Here is a 22,952-nt window from a genome sequence, read left to right as displayed (position 1 = left end):
CCGGTGCCCCCCTCAAAAAACGACCCGTCAGACGTTGCTCTTGATCGCGGTGATCAGCTCGCCGTTGGTGGTGTCACCGGAGAGCTCCCAGAAGAACGCGCCGCCGAGACCCTGGTTCTTGGCGTAGGTCATCTTGCCGGCGATCGTGGCCGGGGTGTCGTAGCCCCACCAGTTGTTGCCGCAGAAGGCGTACGCCGTGCCACCGACCGTGCCGGTCGCCGGGCACTTGGTCTTGAGGACCTTGTAGTCCTCGATGCCGGCCTCGTAGGTGCCGGCCGCGGCACCGGTCGCGCTGCCGCCCGGGGCGGCCTGGGTGACGCCGGTCCAGCCACGGCCGTAGAAGCCGATGCCGAGCAGGATCTTGCTGGCCGGAACACCCTTGCTCTTCAGCTTCTGGATCGCGGCGTCGGAGTTGAAGCCCGCGGTCGGGATGCCGGTGTAGGAGGTCAGCGGCGAGTGCGGGGCGGTCGGGCCCTGCGCGGCGAAGGCGCCGAAGTAGTCGTACGTCATCGGGAAGACCTTGTCGAGCTTCGCGATGCCGGCCGCGTAGTCGGCCACGTCGAGCTTGCCGCCGTTGCTGCCGTCGGCGGAGATCGCCGAGGTGATCAGGTTGTTGCTGCCGAACTTGGTGCGCAGCGCGCTGATCACGTTGGCGTAGGAGTTCGGGCCGCTGGCGTCGCAGGAGAGGCCGCAGGCGTTCGGGTACTCCCAGTCGATGTCGATGCCGTCGAAGACGTCCGCCCAGCGCGGGTCCTCGACCAGGTTGTAGCAGCTCTCGGCGAAGGCGGTCGGGTTGGCGGCCGCCTGGGTGAAGCCGCCGGACCAGGTCCAGCCGCCGACCGAGTAGATCACCTTGAGGCCCGGGTACTTGGCCTTGAGCTTGCGGAGCTGGTTGAACGAGCCACGCAGCGGCTGGTCCCAGGTGTCCGCGACGCCGTCGACGCTCTCCGCGGCGGTGTACGCCTTCTCGTAGTCGGCGTAGGAGTCACCGATCGCGCAGCGGCCGCCGGTGGTGTTGGCGAACGCGTACAGGATGTGGGTCAGCTTGGACGCCGAGCCGGACGTGTCGATGTTCTTCACGTGGTAGCCGCGGCCGTAGACGCCCCACTCGGCGAAGTAGCCGACGACCCACTTGTTGCCGGTGCTCGGCGGCGTGGTCGTGGGTGAGGTGGTCGGCGGCGTCGTCGGCGTGGTGGTCGGCGGCGTCGTGGGGGTGGTCGTCGGCGGGGTGGTGGGCGTGGTGCCACCACAGACGCCGTTGTCGATCCAGACCGCCCACTGGGTGCTGTTGGTGGCCGGGGACTCGTTCTGGGTCCACCACTTGGCGGTGTAGTTGTGGCCGTTCTGCGAGGCGACGTTGTCCTTCACGTAGACGGCGGTGGCGGACCAGGGGGTGGCACAGGCGGCAGCGGCGGACGCCTGGCTCATCGGCACGGCGACGCTGGACGCCAGCACGATGGCGCCGGTGATGAGCGCCCGACGGGGGGTTGTACGCAACGGATGTCTCCTCGAACAGTTAGGAAACTTTCCAGAGAGAGGAATGAAGAGACCGTAGTCACATCGATTAACAACAGTCAAGCCAGGTGAACAGCTTTAAGGTCTCTTTAACATCACCGGTCACGTCACGACGGGGTGCAATCGGGCGGACACAGCAAGTAGTCTTCCGTCATGACCATCTTCGACGTCAGCATTGGCGCCCTCACCGGCGGCGCGACCGAATTGGACCGTTACCGCGGCCGGGTCGTGCTGGTGGTCAATGTGGCCTCGCGATGCGGCCTGACCCCGCAGTACGCGAAGTTGCAGAGTCTCTACGAGACCTACCGTGACCGGGGCCTCGTCATCGTCGGCGTCCCCTGCGACCAGTTCGGCGGCCAGGAGCCCGGCACCGCCGAGCAGATCGACGAGTTCTGCCGCGTCAACTACGGCGTGACCTTCCCGGTGACCGAGAAAGTCGAGGTCAACGGACCTGGCCGGCACCCTCTCTACCGGGAGCTCGTCGCCGCCGGCCCGGACATCTCGTGGAACTTCGAGAAGTTCGTCGTCGCCCCCGACGGCACCGTGGCGGCCCGGTTCGAGCCCGGCACCGCACCCGACGACAGTGAGCTCGTCGCGACGATCGAGAAGCTGCTGCCGCGCGGATGAGCATCCACGTCATCGGCGTCGACGCGTACGCGCTCGGCTGGGTCGGCGTCGAGCTGCGCGACGGCGTCTTCGGGCGCGCCGTGCTGGCCGCCACCCTCTACGAGATCGTCGCCGGCAGCTCCGGCGCCGCCGTCATCGGCGTCGACATCCCGCTCGGCATGCTCCCCGACCGCTGGCGGGCCGCCGACACACTCGCCGCCGACCAGCTCGGCCCGCGCCGCGGCAGTGTCTTCCGGGTGCCGCCGCGCGCCGTCTGGCAGGAGCCCGACTTCGCGTCCGCCAACCGGCTCTGCCGCGAGCTGACCGGCGCCGGGCTCAGCCGGCAGTCGTGGGCGCTGCGGCCGAAACTGCTGGAGGCCAATGCGATCTGGGAGCGGCATCCCGGGCTCCTCTTCGAGGCGCACCCGGAGGTCTCCTTCCGGACCATGGCCGGTGAGCCGCTGGCCCACGCGAAGAAGACGTGGAGCGGCCAGACCCGCCGGCGCGAACTGCTGGCCCGCAACGGCATCGTCCTGCCGGACAAACTCGGCCCGGCCGGGCAGGCGCCACCCGACGACATCCTCGACGCGGCCGCCGTCGCCTGGACCGCGCATCGCGTCGCCACCGGCGCGGCCCTGAGCTACCCGAGCCCACCCGAAGAGGAAAAAGGCAGCAAAATCGCAATCTATTACTGATCTGGTACGGCCATCGGCCCCCGACCGCACGTCCGCCGTCCCGTGGCTCCCACGCGACGCAGGCGACAGTCCGGGCCGAAACGCCGCCGCCGGGCTGAATGCGGTGGTCCCCGCACCGGGCGTCACCGGCGTCTCAGCGGGCTCGCGACAGCGGTGAGGGCAGCTGGGTCTACTTGGCCTGGGCGGCGATCTCTCGGGCCCGGTCCCGGGCCGCTTCGAGGGCGCTGAGCACCGCCGCGCGGAGGCCGTGGTTCTCCAGCTCGCGGAGGGCGGCGGCGGTGGTGCCGGCCGGGGAGGTCACCGCCTCGCGGAGCAGCACCGGGTGCTCGCCGGAGTCGCGGAGCATGGTCGCCGACCCGACGGCGGTCTGGACGGCCAGCTCGCGGGCGACCGTCCGGGGCAGCCCCAGCAGGACGCCCGCGTCGATCATGGCTTCGACCAGCAGGTAGAAGTAGGCCGGGCCGGACCCGGAGAGCGCCGTCACAGCGTCCTGCTGATACTCCGGAACCCGCACCGTGGAGCCGAGCGGCTTGAACATCTGCTCGGCGATGGTGATGTGGTCGTCGGTGGCGTGCGGGCCGGCCGAGATCGCGGTCATCGCCTGGTCGACGGTGGCCGGGGTGTTCGTCATGACCCGGATCACCGGCGTGCCCTCGGCCAGCCGGGACGCGAAGAAACCGGTCGGCAGCCCGGCGCAGAGCGACACGACGAGCGTGTCCGAGGGGATCCGGCTGCCGATCGCGTCGAGCAGTGCCCCGGCGTCCTGCGGTTTGACACCGATCGCCAGGACTCCGGCCCGCTCGGCGGCGGTGGTGTTGTCGACGACCGTCACACCGTAACGCTCGGCCAGTTCGGTACCGCGTTCCGGACGGCGGGCGGTGACCAGCAGGTTCTCGGCGGGATGGCCGGAGCGGAGCAGACCGGCGACGACAAGTTCGCCGATCTTGCCGGTCCCGAGGACCGCGACGGTGTGCTGAGACAAAGCGGACTCCTCGAAGGCGACAACAAGACGACGGCGAAGCGGAAGGTCAGCAGGACGGCGGGCGGCCGCGGGACCGGCCGGTCGCAGAAACGCCGGATGCCGGGAGCGGATCGCCCCCGGCATCGCGACCTGGTGGATCAGCTGCCGAAGAAGACCTCGGCCTCTTCGTAACGCTCGATCGGAACGGTCTTCAGCTCGCCGGTGCCCTCGATGAGCGGGATCCGGACGATGTCGGTGCCCTGGAGGGCGACCATCTTGCCGAAGTCGCCCTCGTGGACGGCGTCGATGGCCTGCAGGCCGAAGCGGGTCGAGAGGACCCGGTCGAACGCGGTCGGGGTGCCACCGCGCTGGATGTGACCGAGGACGACCGTGCGGGCCTCCTTGCCGGTCTTCTCCTCGAGCTGCTCGGCGAGCCACTGGCCGATGCCGCCGAGGCGGACGTGGCCGAAGCTGTCGAGCTCCTGGTTGTGCAGCACCATCTGGCCGTCGAGGGGCTGGGCGCCCTCGGCGACGACGACGATCGGTGCGTACTCCACCTGGAAGCGCTTGGTCACGTAGGTCGCGACCTGCTCGACGTCGAACTGGCGCTCCGGCAGCAGGATGACGTTGGCACCACCGGCGAGGCCGGCGTGCAGCGCGATCCAGCCGGCGTGGCGGCCCATGACCTCGACGACGAGGGTGCGGTGGTGCGACTCGGCGGTGGTGTGCAGCCGGTCGATGGCCTCCATCGCGATGTTGACCGCGGTGTCGAAGCCGAAGGTGTAGTCGGTGCCGTTGAGGTCGTTGTCGATCGTCTTCGGCACGCCGACCACGTTGACGCCCAGGTCGTGCAGCTTGGTGGCGACGCCCAGGGTGTCCTCGCCGCCGATCGCCACGAGCGCGTCGACGCCCATCTCGGCCAGGTTGGCCTTGATGCGCTCGACACCGTTCTCGATCTTGAACGGGTTGGTGCGGGACGAGCCCAGGATGGTGCCGCCGCGCGGCAGGATGCCACGGACCTCAGCGATGCCGAGCGGCTTGGTCAGACCCTCCAGCGGGCCCTTCCAGCCGTCGCGGAAGCCGACGAACTCGTGACCGTAAGCGGACACGCCCTTACGAACCACGGCACGGATGACCGCATTGAGACCGGGGCAGTCGCCGCCACCGGTGAGCACGCCGATACGCATTTTTCTTCCCCCTGGATCGGGTAGCGAGATGCGGATAGCCCGTCGAGGCCCCAGGGACGATTTCGTCGGCAGCGTTGCCGGCCCGGGGCGGGCCGCAACCGCACTCTAGTCTCCGTACCTGAGCACCCCGACGGCGGCCCACTAAAGCCGGACAGTTTCGATGCGGTCACGGCGCCGCGACGGAACGGCAACCTCAGCGCAGCGACTCGATCGCCCCCAGCGCCTCGGCATTGCGGCCGAGAGCTGCGGGAACCACGGTGAGCGCGGCCGCCACGGCCGGGGCGCAGTGCCGTTGCAGCGACTCCCGGACGCCGTCGACGACGAATCCGCCCGGTTCGGCGAACCGGCCGCCGACGACCACCACGGCCGGGTCGAAGACGGACACGAGCGACGTGACGGTCCGCCCGATCAGGCGGCCCGCGTCGAGCAGCGCGCGCTGGGCGGGACGGTCTCCGGCGGCGGCCCGGGCCAGCAGCCGGTCCTCGTCGGGCGGCCCGCCGTCGGAGATCGCCGCGAAGTGGCCGGGCGACAGGAAGGCGCTGAGACACCCGCGTTTGCCGCACAGACAGAGCGGACCGACCTCGCGGACGTTGAGGTGACCGACCTCCCCGGCGTAGCCGATCGCCCCGCTGTGCATCCGCCCGCCGGCCAGCAGCCCGGCCCCGCAGTACTGGTCACAGCTCAGGTAGAGCACGTCGCGGGCACCCCGGGCCGCGCCCCGCCGGCTCTCGGCCAGTGCCGCGAGCTGGGCGTTGTTGGTCACCCGGACCGGGTGGCCGAGGACCGCGGCGATCTCCTCGGCCGGTGAGAACCCGGCGAACATGGTCAGCACGCTGCGGGAACTCAGGTATCCGGTGTGCGGGTGCACCGGCGCCGGCATGCTCACCCCGAACCTGGTCCCCGGCCCGGGACGCTCGCCGTTGCCGTCGAGCAGCTCGCGCACGAACCCGGCGGCGTCCCTCATGATCGCCCGGCCGTCCGACGCCGGCGGCATCGACCGGAACCCCGACCAGCGGATCTCGCCGGCGCCGTCGGTGGCGATCACCCGGACACCGTCGCCGCCGATCGCCACCCCGACCAGGAGCTCACCCGGCGCGACCAGGCGGAAGCACGGCGACGGCCGCCCGGCGCGGGGCCCGGTGGCGGCGCACGGTTCGACGACGCCGTCGCGGGTCAGGGCGTCCAGCAGCGCGGCCACCGCGGCTCGCGGCAGCCGGGTGTGTTTCACCAGGTCACTGCGGGTGGCCTGGCCGAGGGTCCGGAGCGACTCGACGAGGATCTCGCGGCGCACCACCCGCTCCCGCGCCCCCGGCGAGGCCACTCTGCCGGACGGCGCGAGGTCCGCGGTGGTCACTGTGGGTGAAACCCGGGCGAGGGTACGGCTACCGCGCGCCGCCGGGGTGGCCCGCAGGCCCGCGAACAGCGCGCCGAGAAGTGCCGCCCGGTCCCCCAGCGTCCCGGCCCGGACCTCCGTGCCGGCCGCCACCTCGGGCTGGGCGTACCGCTGGAGCGACTCGCCGACGGCGGTGATGATCGGGCCGCCCGGCTCGATCAACGGCCCGTCCAGCAGGACCAGTGCCGGGTTGACGGTGTTGGCCAGGTCGGCGACCACCCGCCCGATCATCCGGCCGGCGTCGGCGAGGATCCGCTCGGTGGCGGCGTCGGTCCGGGACAGTTCGACCGCGCGGGTGGCGGTGACCGGCTCGCCGTGGGGTGTGCCCAGTGCGGCGAGGATGGCCGGGACGGAGGCGATCGTGTCGAGGCAACCGCGGTTGCCGCAGCGGCACAGCGACCCGATCTCGTCCATCTGGACGTGCCCGAACCGGCCGGCGGCGGCGTGCGCCCCGTGGTGCAGCACTCCGCCGAGCAGCAGGCCGCAGGTGATGCCGGCGCCGACCCGCAGGTAGCAGACGTCGGTGTGGCCGGACGCGGCGCCGTAGCCGACCTCGCCGAGAAGACTCAGCTCGGCGGCGGTGCGGACGATGACCCGGCGGCCGAGGCGCTGCTGGAGTCCGGTGGCGAGGGTGTGGTCCCGGTCGGTGCCGAGGCCGAGCACGACCGACCAGGCCGGGCCGGACACGCCGGTCCCGCACTCGGCGACCAGCAGGGCGAGGGCGTCCAGGTCGGTGCCGGTGCCGTGGTGTTCGGCGAGGATGCGCCCGGTGAGGTCGGCGCTCGCCACCCGTACCCCATGGGAAGTGACGATCGCGCCCACCACCCCACCCGCCGCCGGACCGAGAACGATCGACCGGGCGGGACGCCCGGCGCGGGTGCCGTCGGGGACCGCGGCCTCCTCGGCCAGCAGCCCGGCCGTGAGAAGCTCGGCGACCAGGTGGTCGACGGTCATCCGGGCCATGCCGGTGCGGCGGGCCAGGTCGGAGCGGCTGCTGCGGCCGGCCTCGCGGACGGCGGCCAGGAGCAGGTCCCGGCGGACCTGATGCACCCGGCGGCCCGACATGACTCCAGTTTTGCCGTATCTGGACCTAATCAGCGGCCAATTGCGACGCCGGTCACACCCAGGTGCGGGCAAACCGGGCGGCAGTAAGGCGAGACACAGGCAAATCATGGCGTTGAGCAGGCCTTTTCGGCTCTGGTTCGGCGCTAATCGAGTCGATACGTTCAGCACACAAGGCGTTAACAAACACCGGAAGCCGGCCCGGTGGCAATCCTCCCCTTTCCTGTCCTTTCGAGGTGTGCGATGACAACTGTCCAGCCCCGCCCGCCGGCCACCACCCCGAGCGTCCCCGACGCGCCCGCGAAACTCATCGTCGCGATGGCGCTCGCCCAGCTCGGCGCCTACCTGACGATCCTCACCCCGGTCATCGTCACCATGTCGATCCGGGTCGCTCAGATCGCCCCCGACGACAAGGCCGCGGCCCTCGGCACCGTCCTGTCCGTCGGCGCCGTCCTCGCGCTGATCGGCAACCCGTTCTTCGGCGCCATGTCCGACCGCACCACCTCCCGCTTCGGCCGCCGCCGCCCATGGCTGATCGGCGGCATGGTCGTCGGCTTCGCCGGCCTGATGGTCGTCGCGCTCGGCGGCAGCATCGCGGTCCTGACCGCCGGGTGGGCGCTCGCCCAGCTCGGCGTCAACGCCACCCTCTCCACGCTGACCGCGTTGCTGCCCGACCAGATCCCGGTCCAGCAGCGGGGCAGGGTCAGCGGCATCCTCGGCCTGATGACGTCGGTCGCGATCCTGGCCGGCAGCGCGCTCGCCGCCGCCCTGGCCGGGAACGCCGTGCTGATGTTCGCGGTCCCGTCGGCGATCGGCGTCGCCACCGTCGCGCTGCTGGTCGTGGTGCTCAAGGACCGGCCGGCCGAGAAGGGCCACTTCGCGCCCTACCGGTTCCGGGAGTTCCTGCACACCTTCTATGTCAGCCCGCGCCGGCACCCCGACTTCGTGTGGAACATCGTCAGCCGCTTCCTCATCTGGATGGGCCTGGCGTCGGTCACCACCTACCAGGCGTACCTGCTGATCGACCGGTTCGGCTACACCACCGACAACGTGGCCAACGGCATCCTGCTCTCCACCCTGATCAGCACCGGCGGCCTGGTCGTCGGCTCGGCCGTCGGCGGCACGCTCTCCGACCGCACCGGCCGCCGCAAGCCGTTCGTGCTCGGCGCCGGCCTGGTCGTCACCGCCGCGCTCGTGGTCATCGCGTTCGCCGGCAGCTTCGGGGTCTTCCTCGCCGCGTCCCTGCTCTTCGGGCTCGGCCAGGGCGTCTACCTCGCCGTCGACCTGGCGCTCGCCACCGACGTGCTGCCCGACCCGGACGACGCCGCCAAGGACATGGGCGTCCTCAACATCGCCAACGCGCTGCCGCAGTCGCTGGTGCCGATCCTGGCCGCGCCGATCCTCGCGGTCGGCAGCAGCGACAACTCCAACTACAGCCTGCTGTTCCTGTGCGGCGCGGTCGTCGCCATCGCCGGATCACTGCTGGTCCGCATGGTCCGCGGCGCCCGCTGAGCCCTACTCCTGGAGATCACCATGCACCCGTACCAGAATCCCGCCCTCCCGATCGACGACCGGGTCGGTGACCTGCTCTCCCGGCTCACGCTCGCGGAGAAGGCGGGCCTGATGTTCCACACGATGATCGCGGTCAACCCGGACGGCACGATCGCCGGGGGTGACGAGATGATCCCGTCCGCGGCGACGCTCCTCCAGGACAAGCTGATCAACCACGTCAACATCCTGACCTTCGCGCCGGTCGCCCCGGAACGCCTGGCCGAATGGCACAACCGGATCCAGGAGATCGCCGCCGGCATCGGCCACGGCATCCCCGTCACCGTCTCCACCGACCCGCGGCACGGCGTCATCGACAACCCCGCGGCGTCCGCGGCGGCCGGCGGTTTCTCCGCGTGGCCGGAGCCCATCGGGCTGGGCGCGACCAAAGACCCCTCGCTGGTACGGGCATTCGCCGACATCGTCCGCCAGGAGTACCTGGCCACCGGCATCCGCGTGGCCCTGCACCCGATGGCCGACCTCGCCACCGAACCCCGCTGGGCGCGCACCAACGGCACCCTCGGTTCCGACGCCGACCTGGTGTCGTCGATGATCCACGAATACGTCCTCGGTCTGCAGGGCCCGTCGCTCGGCCCCACCTCGGTGGCGGCGATGGTCAAACACTTCCCCGGTGCCGGCCCGCAGAAGGACGGCGAGGACGCGCATTTCGCGTACGGGCGGGAGCAGGTCTACCCGGGCGGGATGTGGGACTACCACCTGAAGCCGTTCGAGGGCGCCTTCTCCGCCGGGGTCGCCCAGGTGATGCCCTACTACGGCATGCCGGTCGACACGTCGTACGCGGAGGTCGGATTCGGTTTCAACCGCGACGTCCTGGAGGGGCTGCTCCGCGAACGGTACGGCTTCGACGGCGTCGTCTGCACCGACTGGGGCCTGGTCACCGACGCGGTCATCATGGGCACCGACATGCCGGCCCGTGCCTGGGGCGTCGAACACCTGGACCGCCACACCCGCGTGCTGCGCATCCTTGAGGCCGGAGCCGACCAGCTCGGCGGCGAACACTGCCCGGAACTGATCATCGACCTGGTCACGTCGGGCCGTCTCCCGGAGTCCCGGATCGACGTCTCGGCCCGCCGGATCCTCCGCGACAAGTTCCGCCTCGGCCTGTTCGACGACCGCCGCTACGTGGACCCGGCGGCGGCCGGCCGGGTCGCGGGCCAGTCCGCGTTCCGGGCCGCCGGCCTGGAGGCCCAGCGCCGCTCGATCGTCCTCCTGACCAACCGCCCCTCCTCGTCTCCCTCCCCCACCGCCACCTCCCCTATCGCCACCTCCTCCGCCGCCTCCTCTTCCACCGCCACCTCCCCTACCGCCACCTGCTCTTCCACCGCCACCTCCTCTACCGCCTCCTCCTCTTCCACCGCCGGCGTCGACGCCGTCGCCTTCCCCGGCACCACTGCCGACGCCGCCGCGGTGACGCTTCCGCTCGAGGAGGGGATCGCCGTGTACCTGGACGGCGTCGACCCGGAGGTGGCCGCCGGATACGCGAAGGTGGTCGACGATCCGGCCCTGGCGGACGTCGCGATCGTCCGGCGGGCGGCACCCTTCGATCCGCGAGGTGGCGGGTTCGAGGCGTTCTTCCACGCCGGGCGCCTGGAGTGGACCCCGGACGAGCTGGCTCCCGTCCTGGAACTGACCGCGACCCTGCCCACCGTCGTCGACGTCTGGCTGGACCGACCGGCCGTCCTCACGCCGCTGGCATCGACGGCGGCCGCCCTGACCGGCAGCTTCGGTTCGTCAGACGAAGCCCTGCTGGACGTGCTGTTCGGCCGCTCCCCCGCCACCGGAACGCTCCCGTTCGAGCTCCCGTCCTCGATGGCCGAGGTCGAGGCGTCCCGCGAGGACGTCCCCAACGACACCGCCAACCCGCTGTTCCCCAACAACCACGGCCTCCAGCTGGGCTGACCCGACAACACAAAACGCCGGCCGCCACGAAGAGGCGGCCGGCGTTTCCGTACCCCGATCGGATCAGGACCCCGGCCGGATCAGGACCCGGTCAGCTCAGGACCCCGGTCAGCTCAGGCCAGGCGCAGCGAGCACCCACCGAGTCGATCTTGAGCGGCTGACCACCGAAAACGGTGGAAAAGTGGCCAAGATCGAGCACGGAGACCGCCGCGGTGGGCGGCACCGCCGGTCCCATCGGAACCGGGCCGGTCCCACTGGCGAAGTCGCCCATGAGACCGGCCCGGTTCCGGGAGGGGTGTAGCGGTGCGGGACGCATTCGGCCCGGCGGTCGCCGGGAGGTCCGGACGGCCCGCCTGCCTGGCGTCGTAGGTGTGGCAGGTGTGGTTGCGGTTGGACGGCCCTGGTCCGTACCAGAAAAGGTCCGTGCCGCAGAAGGTCCGTGCCGGAGAGGTCAGTGGGCCATCGCGGGCGGTGCGTCCGGGTCGACGTCGAGCGGGCCGGTGCGGAAGAGGAACGCGGCGACCACGGCGGCGAGCACGAAGAAGCCGGCCGACCACCAGAAGACCGTGTGGTATCCGCTGATCAGGGCCATCGGCTGGGCCGAGGCCGGCTTGCCGGCCATGTAGTCGGTGATCGCGGTGGCGTAGAAGGAGCTGAGCAGCGCGGTACCGATCGAGCCACCGATCTGCTGGACCGTGTTGATCATCGCGGAGGCGACGCCGGCGTCGCGGTGTTCGACGCCGGCGGTGGCGGCGTTCTGGGTGGGTGCGAAGACCAGGCCGAGGCCGAGACCGATGATGATCAGGCCGGGGAGTACGCCGCCGGCGTAGGTGGAGTCGAGGTCGAGGCGGGTCAGGAAGAGCATGCCGCCGGCCGCGACCAGGGCGCCGACCGGGACGAGCGGGCGCGGTCCGACCTTCGGGGCGAGGAACGAGCCGGCGGTGGTGGCGGTGAGCATGACCGAACCGAGCATCGGCAGGAACGCCAGGCCGGTCTTGACCGGAGTGAACTGGAGCACCGTGGTCAGGAAGTAGGTCAGGAACAGGAAGATGCCGAACATGCCGGCACCGGCGATCGCGATCGAGGCGTAGGAGCCGCCGCGGTTGCGGTCCAGGACGACGCGCAGCGGGAGCAGCGGGCTCTCCACCCGGCGCTCGATCAGCACGAACGCGATGAGGGCGACCACGCCGACGGCGATCGGGCCGAGGGTCCAGCCCGCGGTCCAGCCGTCGGTCTCCGCCTTGCCGAGGCCGTACACCAGGCCGACGAGGCCGACGACGGCGGTGACCGTACCCGGGATGTCGATCCTGCCGTGGGCCGCGACCGGCTCGTCCTTGAGCTTGAGCATGGCGCCGGCCACCGCGATCGCGGCGATCACCAGGTTGACGTAGAGGCACCAGCGCCAGGAGGCGTACTCGGTGAGGACGCCGCCGAGCAGCAGGCCGATACCGCCGCCGGCACCGGAGATGGCGCCGAAGATGCCGAACGCCTTGCCGCGCTCGGCGGGCTCGGTGAACGTGGTGGAGAGCAGCGACAGGGCGGCCGGGGCCAGCGCCGCACCGAAGGCGCCCTGCAGCGCGCGGGCCACGATCAGCATCTCCAGGCTGGTGGCGGCACCGCCGAGCGCCGAGGCCAGGGCGAACCCGATCAGGCCGATGAGGAACATCCGCTTGCGGCCGAAGAAGTCGGAGAGCCGGCCGCCGAGCAGGAGCAGGCTGCCGAAGGCCAGCGCGTAACCGGTGACGACCCACTGCCGGTCGGCGTCGGAGAACCCGATGTCGGCCTGGGCGGTGGGCAGCGCGATGTTCACGATCGTGGCGTCCAGCACCACCATCAGCTGGGCCAGTGCCAGCACCACGAGCGCCCACCAGCGCCCGCTCTCACGTTGTACGGGCTGTGGCCGATCAATAACGGTGCTGCTCATGGGCGGAGCCTTCCGGAGCTAAGTTGAGGTCTGTCCTCCACTTCGGCAGGCTAGCAGCAGAAGTTGAGGAGTTGCCTCCGCTTAGTTGTAGGCTTGGCCACATGCCACTTCGCCGTGACGCACAGCGCAACCGGGAGCGGATCGTCGAGGCCGCCGGCGAGGTCTTCGCGACCAGGGGATTCGCCGCCACCCTGGACGACGTGGCCCATCACGCGGGCGTCGGCGTGGGCACCGTCTACCGGCGCTTCCCGACCAAGGAGGAGCTGATCGACGCGGTCTTCACCGACCGACTGGAGGACCTGGTCACGCTGGCCGAGGAGGCGCTCACGGCACCCTCCGCCTGGGAGGGGCTGACCGGTTTCCTGCGCACGTCGGCGCGCTGGCACGCCGCCGACCGCGGGCTGCGCGACGCCGCCCTGAGCATGGGCGAGCAGCATTTCAAGCAGGCCGGTGAGCAGATCGTGCCGCTGCTGGAGCAACTGATGGAGCGGGCGCACGCCGAGGGCACGCTACGGCTCGACGCCGGGTTCCACGACTTCCCGATCATCATGGCGATGGTGACCGAAATGGCCCAGCACAGCGAGGGGTGCCGGCCGGGCCTCTACGAGCGCTACCTGGAGCTGGTGATCGACGGCCTGCGGGCGCGGCCGGACAACGGGACACTCGGCACCGAGCCGACCGACACCGACGTCCAGGCCGTCATGCGGGGCTGTGTCCCCCCGATGCGCTCTTCGCGGTCATAGCGTTCCACCGGGCCAGGTTGTGCCGGGCGTCGACCAGCGCGTCGTGCCGGCCGGCCATCTCGGGCAGGTGCGGGCGGCCCAGATCGTCCCACCGCTGGCGCAGGTCCTTGGTGAACCGCGGGATCTCCCGGGGCAGGGCCGGCATCGCGCCCCACAACTGGGCGAGCGCCACGTGGTCATACGCCGCATACCACGCCCAGAGCTCCATCTGCTCGCCCCGGCCGCGGATCGGCTCGCTCAGGAACTCGTAGAGGTCCTCGCGGATCCGCTCACGGCTGCGCCACGCCCTGTCCGACGGGGAGGGGAGCTTGTCCAGGACGTTGCGGCGCACCCACGGCACGGCCCGGGAGTCGTCGAACTCGGTGCTGACCGCGTAGAACTCGCGGCCGAACTCGTCGACGACACCGATCGAGACGAGGTCGACGATCCGGCCGTCCTCGATGAACTCGCAGTCATAGAAATAGCGATATGGCATCGGGGTCCATCCTCGCCCATCGTCATCCGGGCATGGACTCCAGGGCCTCCCTGGCGACCCCGAGCCCCTGCGGGCAGTCGTAGCGGGCGGCCAGATCGGCGTGCACCGCCCACCGCAGCCGCAGCAGCACCGGCAGGGCGGCCTCCAGTTCGTCGGCGCCGACCGGCCCGGCCGCGCGGTACCCGTCGAGGAACTCACCGGCGTGCTCGGGCCCGCCTGCGTAGGCGACGGCGGCGGCCACGTCGTAGACGAGCGGCCCGGTCCCGCCGGCACCACAGAAGAGCAGCCCGGAACGGCCGGTCGACGGATCCAGCACGAACATCTCCGGTGCCGGGTCGCCGTGCAGGACACCCGAGGTGAGATGGTCGGTCACGGTGAGCCGGGTGGCGGCGGTGAGCGCGGCGGTCACCGTCCCGCGGAGCCAGGGCTCCGCGTCAAGATGCGAGGCGTCCGGGTCCAGGACCTGCCACGGCCGCAGGCCGGGATGACGAAAACCCTGGAGAGCACGGTGTACGGCGCCCAGGCGCTCCCCCCACCACTGCTGATCAACCGGGTCCCGTCCGTCGAGACGACGCCCCGGGAGGCGGCGCAGGACGGCGAGCGCACCGTACGGGGTGGCCACGGTCAGTGCCCCGCCGAGGGTGCGGACCGGCTCGCCCGCGTCCACCCACCGCCCGCGCAGGTACATCGCGACGGCCAGCCCGGCCTCCATCCGGTGCCGGGCGCCGATCTCGGTCAGCCGGGCCACGAAGCGCCCGCCGCCCGCGGCGAACTCCCAGCCGCGCGACATCAGCGTCAGCGGGAGCTCGATCATCTCGGACGGGAGAAGGTGCCACTGGTCGCGCAGAGTCGATCGAAGAAAGTCATCATCCGGCACCGCGGGATTATCTCGACACTTGCCGCCAATGCGACGGACAGACAGGGCGACAGTAACTCAGAGAGATTGACGGTTTACAGAACGCTACCGAAGGGACATGATCGTACGAGGCAGGCTTCGATGTCCGTTTTGAAAATGGCGTTTGGAGCACGCTTCGTGCTAAGAGTGATCGTTCGCGTCGTGGGGCCGGCGCCGTCTGTCGTCGGCGTGTCCTCACCGGGGGAGGGGATAGCGCCGTGGACCATCGCATGCCGGATCCCGGCGACGCACTCACCGGCGTGGACATGTTCGCCGGTCTCGAGCCGGAGGTGCGGCAGCGCGTCATCGCCGCGGCCGTCCCACGCCATTACCGCAAGGGGCAGATCCTCTTCGTCGAGCACGACCCCGGCGACTCGCTGATCATCATGAAGCGGGGCGCCGTCGCCGTCTTCCGGACCGCCCCGACCGGCGAGCGCGCGGTCCTCACCGTGGTCCGCCCGCCCGACGTGCTCGGTGAGGTGTCCCTGCTGGACGCCTCGACCCGCAGCGCCTCCGCCGAGGCCATCGAGGACTCGCAGGCGCTGTCGCTGTCCCGGGTCGCCTTCATGGAGCTGGTGCACTCCAACCCGCGCATCCTGGACGCGGTGATGCGCTCGGTCGGCGGCCTGATCCGCCGGCTCACCGAGCAGAACGCCGATCACGTCTTCCTCGACCTGCCCGGCCGGGTGGCCAAGACCCTGGTCCGGCTCTCCGGCGAGAGCCAGGCGCCGATGATCACCATCGAGCTCAACCAGAGCCAGCTCGCCGAGATGGCCGGCGGCTCCCGGCAGAGCGTCAACCAGGCGATCGGCTCCTTCGCGAGCCGCGGCTGGCTGCGCACCGAGGGCCGGCGCATCGTCGTCACCGATGTGCAGGCCCTGCGCCGGCGGGCCGGGATGACCGGCTAGGCGGCCGTCTTGAGGGTCGAGGCGTAGACGTCGACGTACTCGCGGCCGGAGAGGGCCATCAGCTCGTACATGATCTCGTCGGTGATCGCGCGCTCGACGAACCGGTCACCGCGCTGGTCGGCGTAACGGGAGAAGTCGAGCGGCTGGCCGATCCGGATCCGCACCCGTTTCACCGCCGGGACCAGCGTGCCGGTCGGCTGGATCTCGTCGGTGTTGAGCAGGGCCACCGGGACCACCGGCGCGCCGCTCTCCAGGGCGAGCCGGGCCACCCCGGTCTTACCGCGGTAGAGCCGGCCGTCCGGCGAGCGGGTGCCCTCCGGGTAGATGCCGGCGATGTTGCCCTCCTTGAGGACGCGCAGCAGCGTGTCCAGGGCCGCCTGGGCCGCCTCGCCGCCCGAACGGTCCACCGGGATCGTCCCCGCGCCGGTGAAGAACATCCGCGAGAACCAGCCCTTGATCCCCTTGCCGGTGAAGTATTCGGCCTTGGCGACGAAGGTCACTTTCCGTCGCATGATCAGCGGGGTGAAGATCGAGTCGGAGAACGAGAGGTGGTTGCAGGCGAGAATGACGGGACCGGTACGGGGCACGTGCTCCAGGCCCTCCACCTTGGGGCGGAAGACGAGTTTCAACACCGGTCCGAGGACCACCAACTTCAGCAGCCAGTAGAACACTGACGTCCTTTCAACGGATGTCACAGTGCATTCGGGGCGACAGGAAGCGTACGAAGCGGGAGCGGCGCGCCACAACGCACTCCCGCAACGGGTGCCTGCCGTGTCACCATTCAAGGCACGGTCGGCAAGGGGGTGTGCATCGGTGACAGCGGGTGGCGCCCGTCGCGGGCGGCGCGACAACGGGCTCGACGCCGCCGACTTCGCGGCGGCAGGAGATGTCGATCCACGGATCGGCGAGCATCTTTTGGACGTGCTCGGGGCCGGTGGGATCGCGGCGTACCTTCAGCCGACGGCCGATCTCAACCCGATCCTGCGCGCGACGACCCTGCCGGCGAGGCCGGTCGATCGGCTGTTCGTGGACCGTACCCATCTGGAGACCGCCAAGGAGCACCTGCAGAAGGTGACCGGCGGGGTTCCGCCCACCCCTCCCGCGCCACCGGCTCCCGCGCCCCGGCCGCAGGCCGAGGTGGACGAGGAGTGGGCCAAGATCATCGCGGGGTTCCACACCACCGTCGACCCGCAGACCACGCCGTGGCCGGCCGTCGAGGACGACCCGGGCCCGCCGCCTCCGCCGGTCCGCTCGATCACCGAGGAGGGCACGCCGCACAACCGGCGGCGCACCGACCCGAAGGACGAGCCGTCGATCCTCTACGGACTCGACACGTTCGGCACCGATCTGCCCGCTGACGACGACGAGGACGAGCGGTACATCCCGCCCCCTCCCCCACCCATGCCCCGCATCTCGAAGTACGCGGTGATGGCTCTGATCGGGATCGCGGCGGGTTTCACGCTGTTCCTCTTCCCCTGGCTGATCCCGATCGACAGCAACCTGGTCATGGTCGCCGGCTTCGCCTCGATCATCGCCGGGGCGGCCACGCTGGTCTGGCGGCTGCGTTCCGGCGACGACGACGACGAATTCGACGACGGCGCTGTCGTATAGACAGATGTTGGTGTTCGAGCAGTAACCTACGGTGATGCGTCAGAGTTCGCTCGTCGTCATCGCCAACCGTCTGCCCCTGGATGACAGCGCCGCCCCCGACGGGGCCTGCGAGTGGCGCCGCAGCCCAGGTGGCCTGGCCAGCGCCCTGCACGCGATCCTGGAGCAGACGCCGGCCACCTGGGTCGGCTGGGCCGGCGGGGTGGGCCCGGCACCAGCCCTGCCCGACCTCGGCAGCCTGCGGTTACGGCCCGTGTCGCTGACCGAGGAGGAGCTGCGGGGCTACTACGAGGGGTTCGCCAACTCGACCCTGTGGCCGCTCTATCACGACGCCGTCCAGCAGCCCACGTTCGACCGGGGCTGGTGGGAGACGTACCGGGCGGTCAACCAGCGGTTCGCCGAGGCGGCCGCCGAGGTGGCCGAGCCGGGTGCCGCCGTCTGGGTGCAGGACTACCACCTCCAGCTGGTGCCGGCGATGCTTCGGGAGCTGCGTCCCGACCTGCTGATCGGCTTCTTCCTGCACGTGCCGTTCCCGCCGCCGGAGCTGTACATGCAGTTGCCCCGCCGGGTCGAGCTGCTGCGCGGGATGCTCGGAGCCGACCTGGTCGGGTTCCAGCGCGAGCAGGCCGCCCACAATGTCGCCCAGCTGGCCAAGAAGCTGCTCGAGGTGGAGGCAACCGACCACGCCATCATCGTCGACGGGCGGACCGTGCGGACCGGGGCGTTCCCGGTCTCCATCGACATGGCCGAGATGCGGGCGCTGGCCACCCGGCCGGACGTGGTCACCCAGGCCCGGCAGCTGCGGCACGACCTGGGCCAGCCGAAACGGGTGCTGCTCAGCGTGGACCGGCTCGACTGGACCAAGGGCATCGAGCACCGGCTCACGGCGTACCGCGAGTTGCTGCGCGACGGGTTCGTGAAGGTGCGCGACACGGTGATGGTCCAGGTGGCCGTGCCGAGCCGGGAGCGGGTGGAGAGCTACCGGGGCCTGCGGGACCGGATCGAGGGCGAGGTCGGCCGGATCAACGGGGAGTTCGGCCGGGTCGGCGAACCCGCCATCCACTACCTCAACCAGCCGTTCGCCCGGGCCGAGCTGGCCGCCCTCTACCAGACCGCCGACGTCATGGTGGTGACCCCGCTGCGGGACGGGATGAACCTGGTGGCCAAGGAGTTCGTGGCCGCCCGGGAGGACGGTACGGGCGCGCTGGTGCTCAGCGAGTTCGCCGGGGCGGCCGCCGAGCTCCCGCAGGCGTTCCTGGTGAACCCGCACGACGTGGACGGGCTCAAGGACACCCTGCTGCGCGCCATGGAGGCGGACAGCGCCGACCTGACCGCCCGGATGACGGCCATGCGGCAGCACCTGGCCGGCCACGACATCATGGCATGGGCGCGGGCCTATCTGACCGCTCTTGATCACACCGGCAGCCTCGCCGAGCGGCTGCCGCCGCTATCCGGCCGGCGGTAACTCCTTGTCCAGCCAGTCGAGGATCGCGTCGATCGGCTCGGCCCATTTCGTCTCGAGCATCAGGTAGTGGCCCATACCCGGGAAGAGCAGCGGAGCGCCGCCGTAACGGGCGGCCGCCCGGTCCAGGGCCGGACGCGGCACCACCCGGTCGTCGGGGCTGCCCACCACCAGCGTGGGCGGCCCGCCGACCGGCTCGGGCAGGCCGTCGCGGGAGAACAGCTCGGCCCGCGGCCGGGCACCGATCCGCTCCAGGTGCGCCGCCGCCTCCTCGGCCGGCAGCTCCGGACCGAACAGCTGCCGCCCGGAGAACTTCAGCCGCCCACCGAACAGTGCCGGCACGGTCCCGGCCGGGTTGCTGCGCAGCGCCGCCCCCAGGGCCGCCCAGCCGTCCAGCACCGGGGCGATCAGGACCGCCGCACGGGCCGGGTAACGGCCCAGCGCACGGGCCACCACGCGGCTGCCGGTGCCGTGGCCGATCAGCACGGTCTGGCGGGGCAGCCCGGCCGCCACCTGGACCACGTCGTGCGCCTGCGCCCGCAGGTCGCCGCCGGGACGCGGGTTGACCGCGTGGGCCGGGAAGCCACGGCTCGCGGCGTGCCCGATCCAGTGCTCGGCGAACGCCCAGGCGCCGTGGCCGAGACCCGGCACGAACAGCAGCGGCGGACGGCCCTGGTCGTCGTCCGGCAGCTGGGAGACGACCTCCCGCTCGGCCGCCGGGACCGGGTCGGACCAGTCCTCGAAACGCAGCAGCTCACTCACTTCGCCGACTCCATACGGGTCAACAGGCTCTCCACGGCCTTCAGGTAGTCGACGTGGTCGACCTCGAACCAGTGCCGCGGCGTCGGCACCACCTTGCGGCGTGACCAGGACGCCAGCGGGCGCTGCGACTCCTCCTTCTGCACCGCGGCGGCCTTCTCCGGGTCGGTGGCCCGCAGCCGCAGCCAGCGGGCCACCGCCACGCTCTGCCAGTGCGCCAGCGGGAACAACCCGGCCGACGGTTGCACCAGCCCGACCACGGCCAGCGTCGGGTGCTTGCGGACGAACGCGTGCAGGTGCAGGTCGGGGCGGCCGTCCGCGTCGATGTCGAGCAGCTCGGGCGCCAGGAAGTCGAACCGCGGGCGGTAGCCGGTCGCGGTGATCACCAGCTCCGGCTCGATCCGCCGGCCGTCGGACAGCTCCACCGACGCGCCGTCGTAGCGGGTCACGTCCGGCACCGCCTCGATCCGGCCGTGCCCCAGGTAGTGCGGGAGCAGGCCGTTGACGATCGGGTGGCTCTCCAGCGGGGCGTGGTCCGGCGCGGGGACGCCCCAGCGGGTCAGGTCGGCGGCGGTACGGCGGAACCGGCGATCGCGCAGCCAGGTGGACGTCCGGCGGTGGTAGACCTGGTCGGCCGGCCGGTTGCCGAGGTACTTCGGGAAGTACCAGTAGCCACGCCGGGTCGAGTGCCACACCCGGGTGGCGTGCTGGGCCGCCTCGACCGCGATGTCACAGCCGGTGTTGCCACCACCGACCACCAGCACCCGGCGGCCGCGCAGCCGGGACGGCTCCTTGTAGGCGCTCGCGTGGATGACCTGCCCGGTGAAGTCGCCGGGGATCTCCGGGACGACCGGCGACCAGTTGTGCCCGTTGGCGATCACCACGGCGGCGTACCGCTGCACCCGTGACGAGCCGCCACCGGTCGACTGGATGGTCACGTCCCAGCGGCCGTCGCCGGCCGGGACGATCGACTTGACCTCCATGCCGTACCAGATGTGCTCGCCCAGGGCGAAATGCTTCGCGTAGCGCTCCAGGTATTCGAGGACCTGACTGTGGTGGGGGTAGTCGGGCCACGTGTCCGGCATCGGGAAGTCGGGGAACTCGGTGAGCGGCCGCGACGAGATCAGGTGGGTGCCGGCATAGACCGGGCTGCGGTCGTGACGCCAGTTCCAGGCGCCGCCGACCGAGGTCTCACGCTCGTAGCAGTCGACCGCGAAGCCCAGCTCACGCAGGTTCTTGATGGCGGTCAGGCCGCTGGCGCCGGCGCCGACGACGCAGACGGCGCCGCCACGGTCTCCGAGGTCCGGGGAGTCTTGCACCCGGCGATCCTTGCAGACGGCGAGCCTAGGAGGAAGGGAGCAAAAGGTCCGCGACGATCGGTAAGTGATCACTTGCGACGCGTGCCCGGTCGGCCGAGATGATCTCGTAACGTTCGATGGTGACGCCGGGGCTGACGAAGAGCCCGTCGATGCGCCGGCTCGGCACCGCCGCCGGGAAGGTGGGCTCGTCCACGGCCGAGCCGACCAGCCCGTCCTCGACCATCCGCCAGGCGCTGCCGCCCGGCCCCTCGTTGAGGTCGGCTGCCACGATCACCGGGCCGTCCAGTTTCTCCAGCTCCTCTTTCCAGAACTGCGCCTGGGCGGGCCGCTCGGTCGCGTCGGTGGCCAGATGCGACCCGGAGACGGTGAAGGTGGCACCGCGCACCGCCCCCTCGGCGAAGACGGCGCCCCGCAGGTGCCGGCCCGGGGTGAGCGGATAGCGCAGGCACCACGTCCGCCGGACCGCCACCCGCAGGCTGACCAGCAGGAGGTTGCCCAGTGACGGCAGCCCGCCGGCGGCCACCACCAGACCGGTCTCGGAGGCGAGCGCGGCACATTTCTGCCGCCACCGGAACCGGCGCGGCGCCTCCTGCACGACGAGGACGTCCGGGGCCAGGTCACGGACCAGGCCGGTCAGCGCGGCCCGGTCGTCCCGCAGCCCGTGGACGTTGTAACTGACCACCCGCAGCGGAACCCCGGACACCCTCGCCGCCTCAGCCGCGCCGGGCCAGGTCGGCCGCGCCCACCACGCCGGCCGCGTTGCCCATCCGGGCCGCGTGGATCTCCGCCACCGGGAAGCGGTCCCGGTTGGCCAGTTGCTCCCGGTAGGTCCGCTCGAGCGGGCCCATCAGCAGCGGGCCCGCGTCGATCACGCCGCCGCCGATCACCATGACCTGCGGGTCGAGGCTCTGCGCGAGGTCGGCCAGGGCCACCCCGAGCCAGTAGCCGACCTGGGCGAAGGCGTCCATCGCGACCCCGTCGCCGGCCCGGGCCGCCTCGGTGATCTGCCGGCCGGTGATCGCCAGCGGGTCGCCGCCGGCCAGGGCGAGCAGCTGGGCGGCCCGCTCCGGCTCCTGCCGGGCGCCGGCCCGGCCGAAACGGACCAGGGCGTTGCCGCTCGCATACTGCTCCAGGCAGCCGAGCCGGCCGCAGCCGCACGGATGCCCGTCCGGAACCGACTGGATGTGACCCAGCTCGGCGGCGATGCCGTTGGCGCCGCGCCACAGGTTGCCACCGACCACGATCGCGCCGCCGATGCCGGTACCCACGGTGATCATCACCATCGACTCGGCGTGCTTGGCGACCCCGAACCGGAACTCCGCCCAGGCGGCCACGTTGGCGTCGTTGTCCAGCACGACGGGCAGGCCGATCGCCTTGCTCACGTAGTCGCGCAGCGGCTCGTCACGCCAGGCCAGGTTCGGCGCGAACAGCACCGTCGAGCCGGAGGCGTCGATCCACGCGGCGGCGCCGATCCCGATCGCCGTCGCGCCCGGGTACTGCTCCACCAGCTCGGCGGCCACCTCGACGATCGTGTCCCGGGTCCCGGCCGGGTCGTCCGCCGGCGTCGGCCGGCGGTTCGACGCGAGCACGTTGCCCTGCTCGTCGACGACCCCACCGGCGACCTTGGTGCCGCCGACGTCGATTCCGATGGTCAGCGTCACGCTGCCCGTCCCCTCTGCAAACAGTTACACCGCGGCACCGGGGCGGGCGTCGTCGCCCTGGCCCGGATCGCGGTCCTCGGGCGCCGAAGCGCCCAGCTCATGATCCACGCTACGGGGCTCGGCGGCGTCGTCTGCGGCCACCTCCGCCGTCGTGGCCATGGCCCACACATCGCCTCCCCGGGGAGATCCTCCAGCGGCGGGTTTCCGGCCCCCATGGCCGGAAGTCCCGGCCGCACGGGCCTTGGCCTGCTCGACCGCCCGGGCCACGGCCTCCTCCGCGGCGGCGGCGCGGGCCCGGGCCGCCGCCCCGG

21 protein-coding genes are annotated in these 22,952 nt (G+C 71.4%); 8 read left to right on the top strand and 13 right to left on the bottom strand.

Annotated elements, in window-relative coordinates:
- Positions 1–27 precede the first annotated feature (27 nt).
- Complete coding sequence (locus tag ACFO0C_RS04440) at positions 28–1,497, bottom strand: glycosyl hydrolase family 18 protein (RefSeq protein WP_378065203.1); 1,470 nt, start codon at positions 1,495–1,497, stop codon at positions 28–30.
- A 171-nt stretch (positions 1,498–1,668) separates the two neighbouring features.
- Between ACFO0C_RS04440 and ACFO0C_RS04435 the strand changes: the two genes are divergently transcribed.
- Together ACFO0C_RS04435 and ACFO0C_RS04430 are read left to right on the top strand one after the other, a co-directional pair.
- Complete coding sequence (locus ACFO0C_RS04435; protein WP_378065202.1) at positions 1,669–2,142, top strand: glutathione peroxidase; 474 nt, start codon at positions 1,669–1,671, stop codon at positions 2,140–2,142.
- Positions 2,139–2,816 (top strand): DUF429 domain-containing protein, encoded by a 678-nt coding sequence (locus ACFO0C_RS04430; RefSeq protein ID WP_378065201.1) that lies wholly within the window; start codon positions 2,139–2,141, stop codon positions 2,814–2,816. The genes ACFO0C_RS04435 and ACFO0C_RS04430 overlap by 4 nt, the downstream gene beginning before the upstream one ends.
- 169 nt (positions 2,817–2,985) lie before the next feature.
- On the opposite strand, the gene proC is transcribed toward ACFO0C_RS04430, so the two are convergent.
- From proC to ACFO0C_RS04415, 3 genes are all read right to left on the bottom strand, one after another.
- Positions 2,986–3,798, bottom strand: coding sequence for a pyrroline-5-carboxylate reductase (gene proC / locus ACFO0C_RS04425; protein ID WP_378065200.1), 813 nt, complete (start codon positions 3,796–3,798; stop codon positions 2,986–2,988).
- A 137-nt stretch (positions 3,799–3,935) separates the two neighbouring features.
- The gene (locus ACFO0C_RS04420) at positions 3,936–4,964 is read right to left on the bottom strand and encodes a 6-phosphofructokinase (RefSeq protein WP_378065199.1); all 1,029 of its coding nucleotides are present in this window, start codon (positions 4,962–4,964) and stop codon (positions 3,936–3,938) included.
- Positions 4,965–5,157: 193 nt separating this feature from the next.
- Positions 5,158–7,422, bottom strand: coding sequence for an ROK family transcriptional regulator (locus ACFO0C_RS04415; protein WP_378065198.1), 2,265 nt, complete (start codon positions 7,420–7,422; stop codon positions 5,158–5,160).
- A 240-nt stretch (positions 7,423–7,662) separates the two neighbouring features.
- On the opposite strand from ACFO0C_RS04415, the gene ACFO0C_RS04410 reads away from it, so the two are divergent.
- Entirely contained in the window at positions 7,663–8,931 is a 1,269-nt protein-coding gene (locus ACFO0C_RS04410; RefSeq protein WP_378065197.1) for an MFS transporter, read from the top strand.
- A gap of 21 nt (positions 8,932–8,952) precedes the next feature.
- Complete coding sequence (locus tag ACFO0C_RS04405; RefSeq protein ID WP_378065196.1) at positions 8,953–10,887, top strand: glycoside hydrolase family 3 protein; 1,935 nt, start codon at positions 8,953–8,955, stop codon at positions 10,885–10,887.
- A gap of 451 nt (positions 10,888–11,338) precedes the next feature.
- On the opposite strand, the gene ACFO0C_RS04400 is transcribed toward ACFO0C_RS04405, so the two are convergent.
- Positions 11,339–12,811: a DHA2 family efflux MFS transporter permease subunit gene (locus tag ACFO0C_RS04400; protein ID WP_378065195.1), complete on the bottom strand. Its 1,473-nt coding sequence runs from the start codon at positions 12,809–12,811 to the stop codon at positions 11,339–11,341.
- A 101-nt stretch (positions 12,812–12,912) separates the two neighbouring features.
- On the opposite strand from ACFO0C_RS04400, the gene ACFO0C_RS04395 reads away from it, so the two are divergent.
- Positions 12,913–13,554 carry a TetR/AcrR family transcriptional regulator gene (locus ACFO0C_RS04395; protein WP_378065194.1) on the top strand — a complete coding sequence of 214 codons (642 nt, stop codon included), beginning with the start codon at positions 12,913–12,915 and terminating at the stop codon, positions 13,552–13,554.
- Here the strand turns inward: ACFO0C_RS04395 and ACFO0C_RS04390 are convergent.
- A complete protein-coding gene (locus tag ACFO0C_RS04390) occupies positions 13,511–14,029 on the bottom strand; it encodes a polyadenylate-specific 3'-exoribonuclease AS (RefSeq protein WP_378065193.1) in 519 nt (172 codons plus the stop codon). The genes ACFO0C_RS04395 and ACFO0C_RS04390 overlap by 44 nt on opposite strands.
- Before the next feature lie 22 nt (positions 14,030–14,051).
- A complete protein-coding gene (locus tag ACFO0C_RS04385; RefSeq protein ID WP_378065192.1) occupies positions 14,052–14,906 on the bottom strand; it encodes a phosphotransferase enzyme family protein in 855 nt (284 codons plus the stop codon).
- Positions 14,907–15,154: 248 nt separating this feature from the next.
- Here ACFO0C_RS04385 and ACFO0C_RS04380 point away from each other — a divergent pair, with 248 nt between their 5' ends.
- A complete protein-coding gene (locus ACFO0C_RS04380) occupies positions 15,155–15,832 on the top strand; it encodes a Crp/Fnr family transcriptional regulator (RefSeq protein ID WP_373871036.1) in 678 nt (225 codons plus the stop codon).
- Here the strand turns inward: ACFO0C_RS04380 and ACFO0C_RS04375 are convergent.
- A complete protein-coding gene (locus ACFO0C_RS04375) occupies positions 15,829–16,503 on the bottom strand; it encodes a lysophospholipid acyltransferase family protein (RefSeq protein ID WP_378065191.1) in 675 nt (224 codons plus the stop codon). The genes ACFO0C_RS04380 and ACFO0C_RS04375 overlap by 4 nt on opposite strands.
- A gap of 142 nt (positions 16,504–16,645) precedes the next feature.
- On the opposite strand from ACFO0C_RS04375, the gene ACFO0C_RS04370 reads away from it, so the two are divergent.
- Both ACFO0C_RS04370 and ACFO0C_RS04365 read left to right on the top strand, forming a co-directional pair.
- Positions 16,646–17,443 carry a DUF308 domain-containing protein gene (locus ACFO0C_RS04370; RefSeq protein ID WP_378065190.1) on the top strand — a complete coding sequence of 266 codons (798 nt, stop codon included), beginning with the start codon at positions 16,646–16,648 and terminating at the stop codon, positions 17,441–17,443.
- Positions 17,444–17,477: 34 nt separating this feature from the next.
- Positions 17,478–18,905, top strand: a complete 1,428-nt coding sequence (locus tag ACFO0C_RS04365; protein ID WP_378065189.1) for an alpha,alpha-trehalose-phosphate synthase (UDP-forming) — start codon at positions 17,478–17,480, stop codon at positions 18,903–18,905.
- Here the strand turns inward: ACFO0C_RS04365 and ACFO0C_RS04360 are convergent.
- From ACFO0C_RS04360 to ACFO0C_RS04340, 5 genes are all read right to left on the bottom strand, one after another.
- Positions 18,888–19,664 (bottom strand): alpha/beta hydrolase, encoded by a 777-nt coding sequence (locus ACFO0C_RS04360; RefSeq protein ID WP_378065187.1) that lies wholly within the window; start codon positions 19,662–19,664, stop codon positions 18,888–18,890. The genes ACFO0C_RS04365 and ACFO0C_RS04360 overlap by 18 nt on opposite strands.
- Positions 19,661–20,980: a flavin-containing monooxygenase gene (locus ACFO0C_RS04355; RefSeq protein ID WP_378065186.1), complete on the bottom strand. Its 1,320-nt coding sequence runs from the start codon at positions 20,978–20,980 to the stop codon at positions 19,661–19,663. The genes ACFO0C_RS04360 and ACFO0C_RS04355 overlap by 4 nt, the downstream gene beginning before the upstream one ends.
- A 25-nt stretch (positions 20,981–21,005) precedes the next feature.
- Positions 21,006–21,683, bottom strand: a complete 678-nt coding sequence (locus tag ACFO0C_RS04350) for an endonuclease/exonuclease/phosphatase family protein (RefSeq protein ID WP_378065185.1) — start codon at positions 21,681–21,683, stop codon at positions 21,006–21,008.
- A 10-nt stretch (positions 21,684–21,693) separates the two neighbouring features.
- Positions 21,694–22,641: an ROK family glucokinase gene (locus ACFO0C_RS04345; protein ID WP_378065184.1), complete on the bottom strand. Its 948-nt coding sequence runs from the start codon at positions 22,639–22,641 to the stop codon at positions 21,694–21,696.
- A gap of 24 nt (positions 22,642–22,665) precedes the next feature.
- Positions 22,666–22,952, bottom strand: a 287-nt coding sequence (locus tag ACFO0C_RS04340; RefSeq protein ID WP_378065183.1) for a hypothetical protein, incomplete at its 5' end; no start/stop codon positions are given.

The organism is Actinoplanes subglobosus, assembly GCF_042650585.1.
In the GTDB taxonomy this organism is placed as follows: domain Bacteria; phylum Actinomycetota; class Actinomycetes; order Mycobacteriales; family Micromonosporaceae; genus Actinoplanes; species Actinoplanes subglobosus.
This window is presented reverse-complemented; position numbering and strand designations above follow the sequence as displayed.

Excerpts from the sequence above, each read along its gene's own strand:
- ACFO0C_RS04435 (WP_378065202.1), top strand. The coding sequence starts at position 1,669 with ATGACCATCTTCGACGTCAGCATTGGCGCCCTCACCGGCGGCGCGACC.
- ACFO0C_RS04430 (WP_378065201.1), top strand. The coding sequence starts at position 2,139 with ATGAGCATCCACGTCATCGGCGTCGACGCGTACGCGCTCGGCTGGGTC.
- ACFO0C_RS04420 (WP_378065199.1), bottom strand. The coding sequence starts at position 4,964 with ATGCGTATCGGCGTGCTCACCGGTGGCGGCGACTGCCCCGGTCTCAAT.
- ACFO0C_RS04415 (WP_378065198.1), bottom strand. The coding sequence starts at position 7,422 with ATGTCGGGCCGCCGGGTGCATCAGGTCCGCCGGGACCTGCTCCTGGCC.
- ACFO0C_RS04410 (WP_378065197.1), top strand. The coding sequence starts at position 7,663 with ATGACAACTGTCCAGCCCCGCCCGCCGGCCACCACCCCGAGCGTCCCC.
- ACFO0C_RS04405 (WP_378065196.1), top strand. The coding sequence starts at position 8,953 with ATGCACCCGTACCAGAATCCCGCCCTCCCGATCGACGACCGGGTCGGT.
- ACFO0C_RS04400 (WP_378065195.1), bottom strand. The coding sequence starts at position 12,811 with ATGAGCAGCACCGTTATTGATCGGCCACAGCCCGTACAACGTGAGAGC.
- ACFO0C_RS04395 (WP_378065194.1), top strand. The coding sequence starts at position 12,913 with ATGCCACTTCGCCGTGACGCACAGCGCAACCGGGAGCGGATCGTCGAG.
- ACFO0C_RS04390 (WP_378065193.1), bottom strand. The coding sequence starts at position 14,029 with ATGCCATATCGCTATTTCTATGACTGCGAGTTCATCGAGGACGGCCGG.
- ACFO0C_RS04380 (WP_373871036.1), top strand. The coding sequence starts at position 15,155 with ATGCCGGATCCCGGCGACGCACTCACCGGCGTGGACATGTTCGCCGGT.
- ACFO0C_RS04365 (WP_378065189.1), top strand. The coding sequence starts at position 17,478 with ATGCGTCAGAGTTCGCTCGTCGTCATCGCCAACCGTCTGCCCCTGGAT.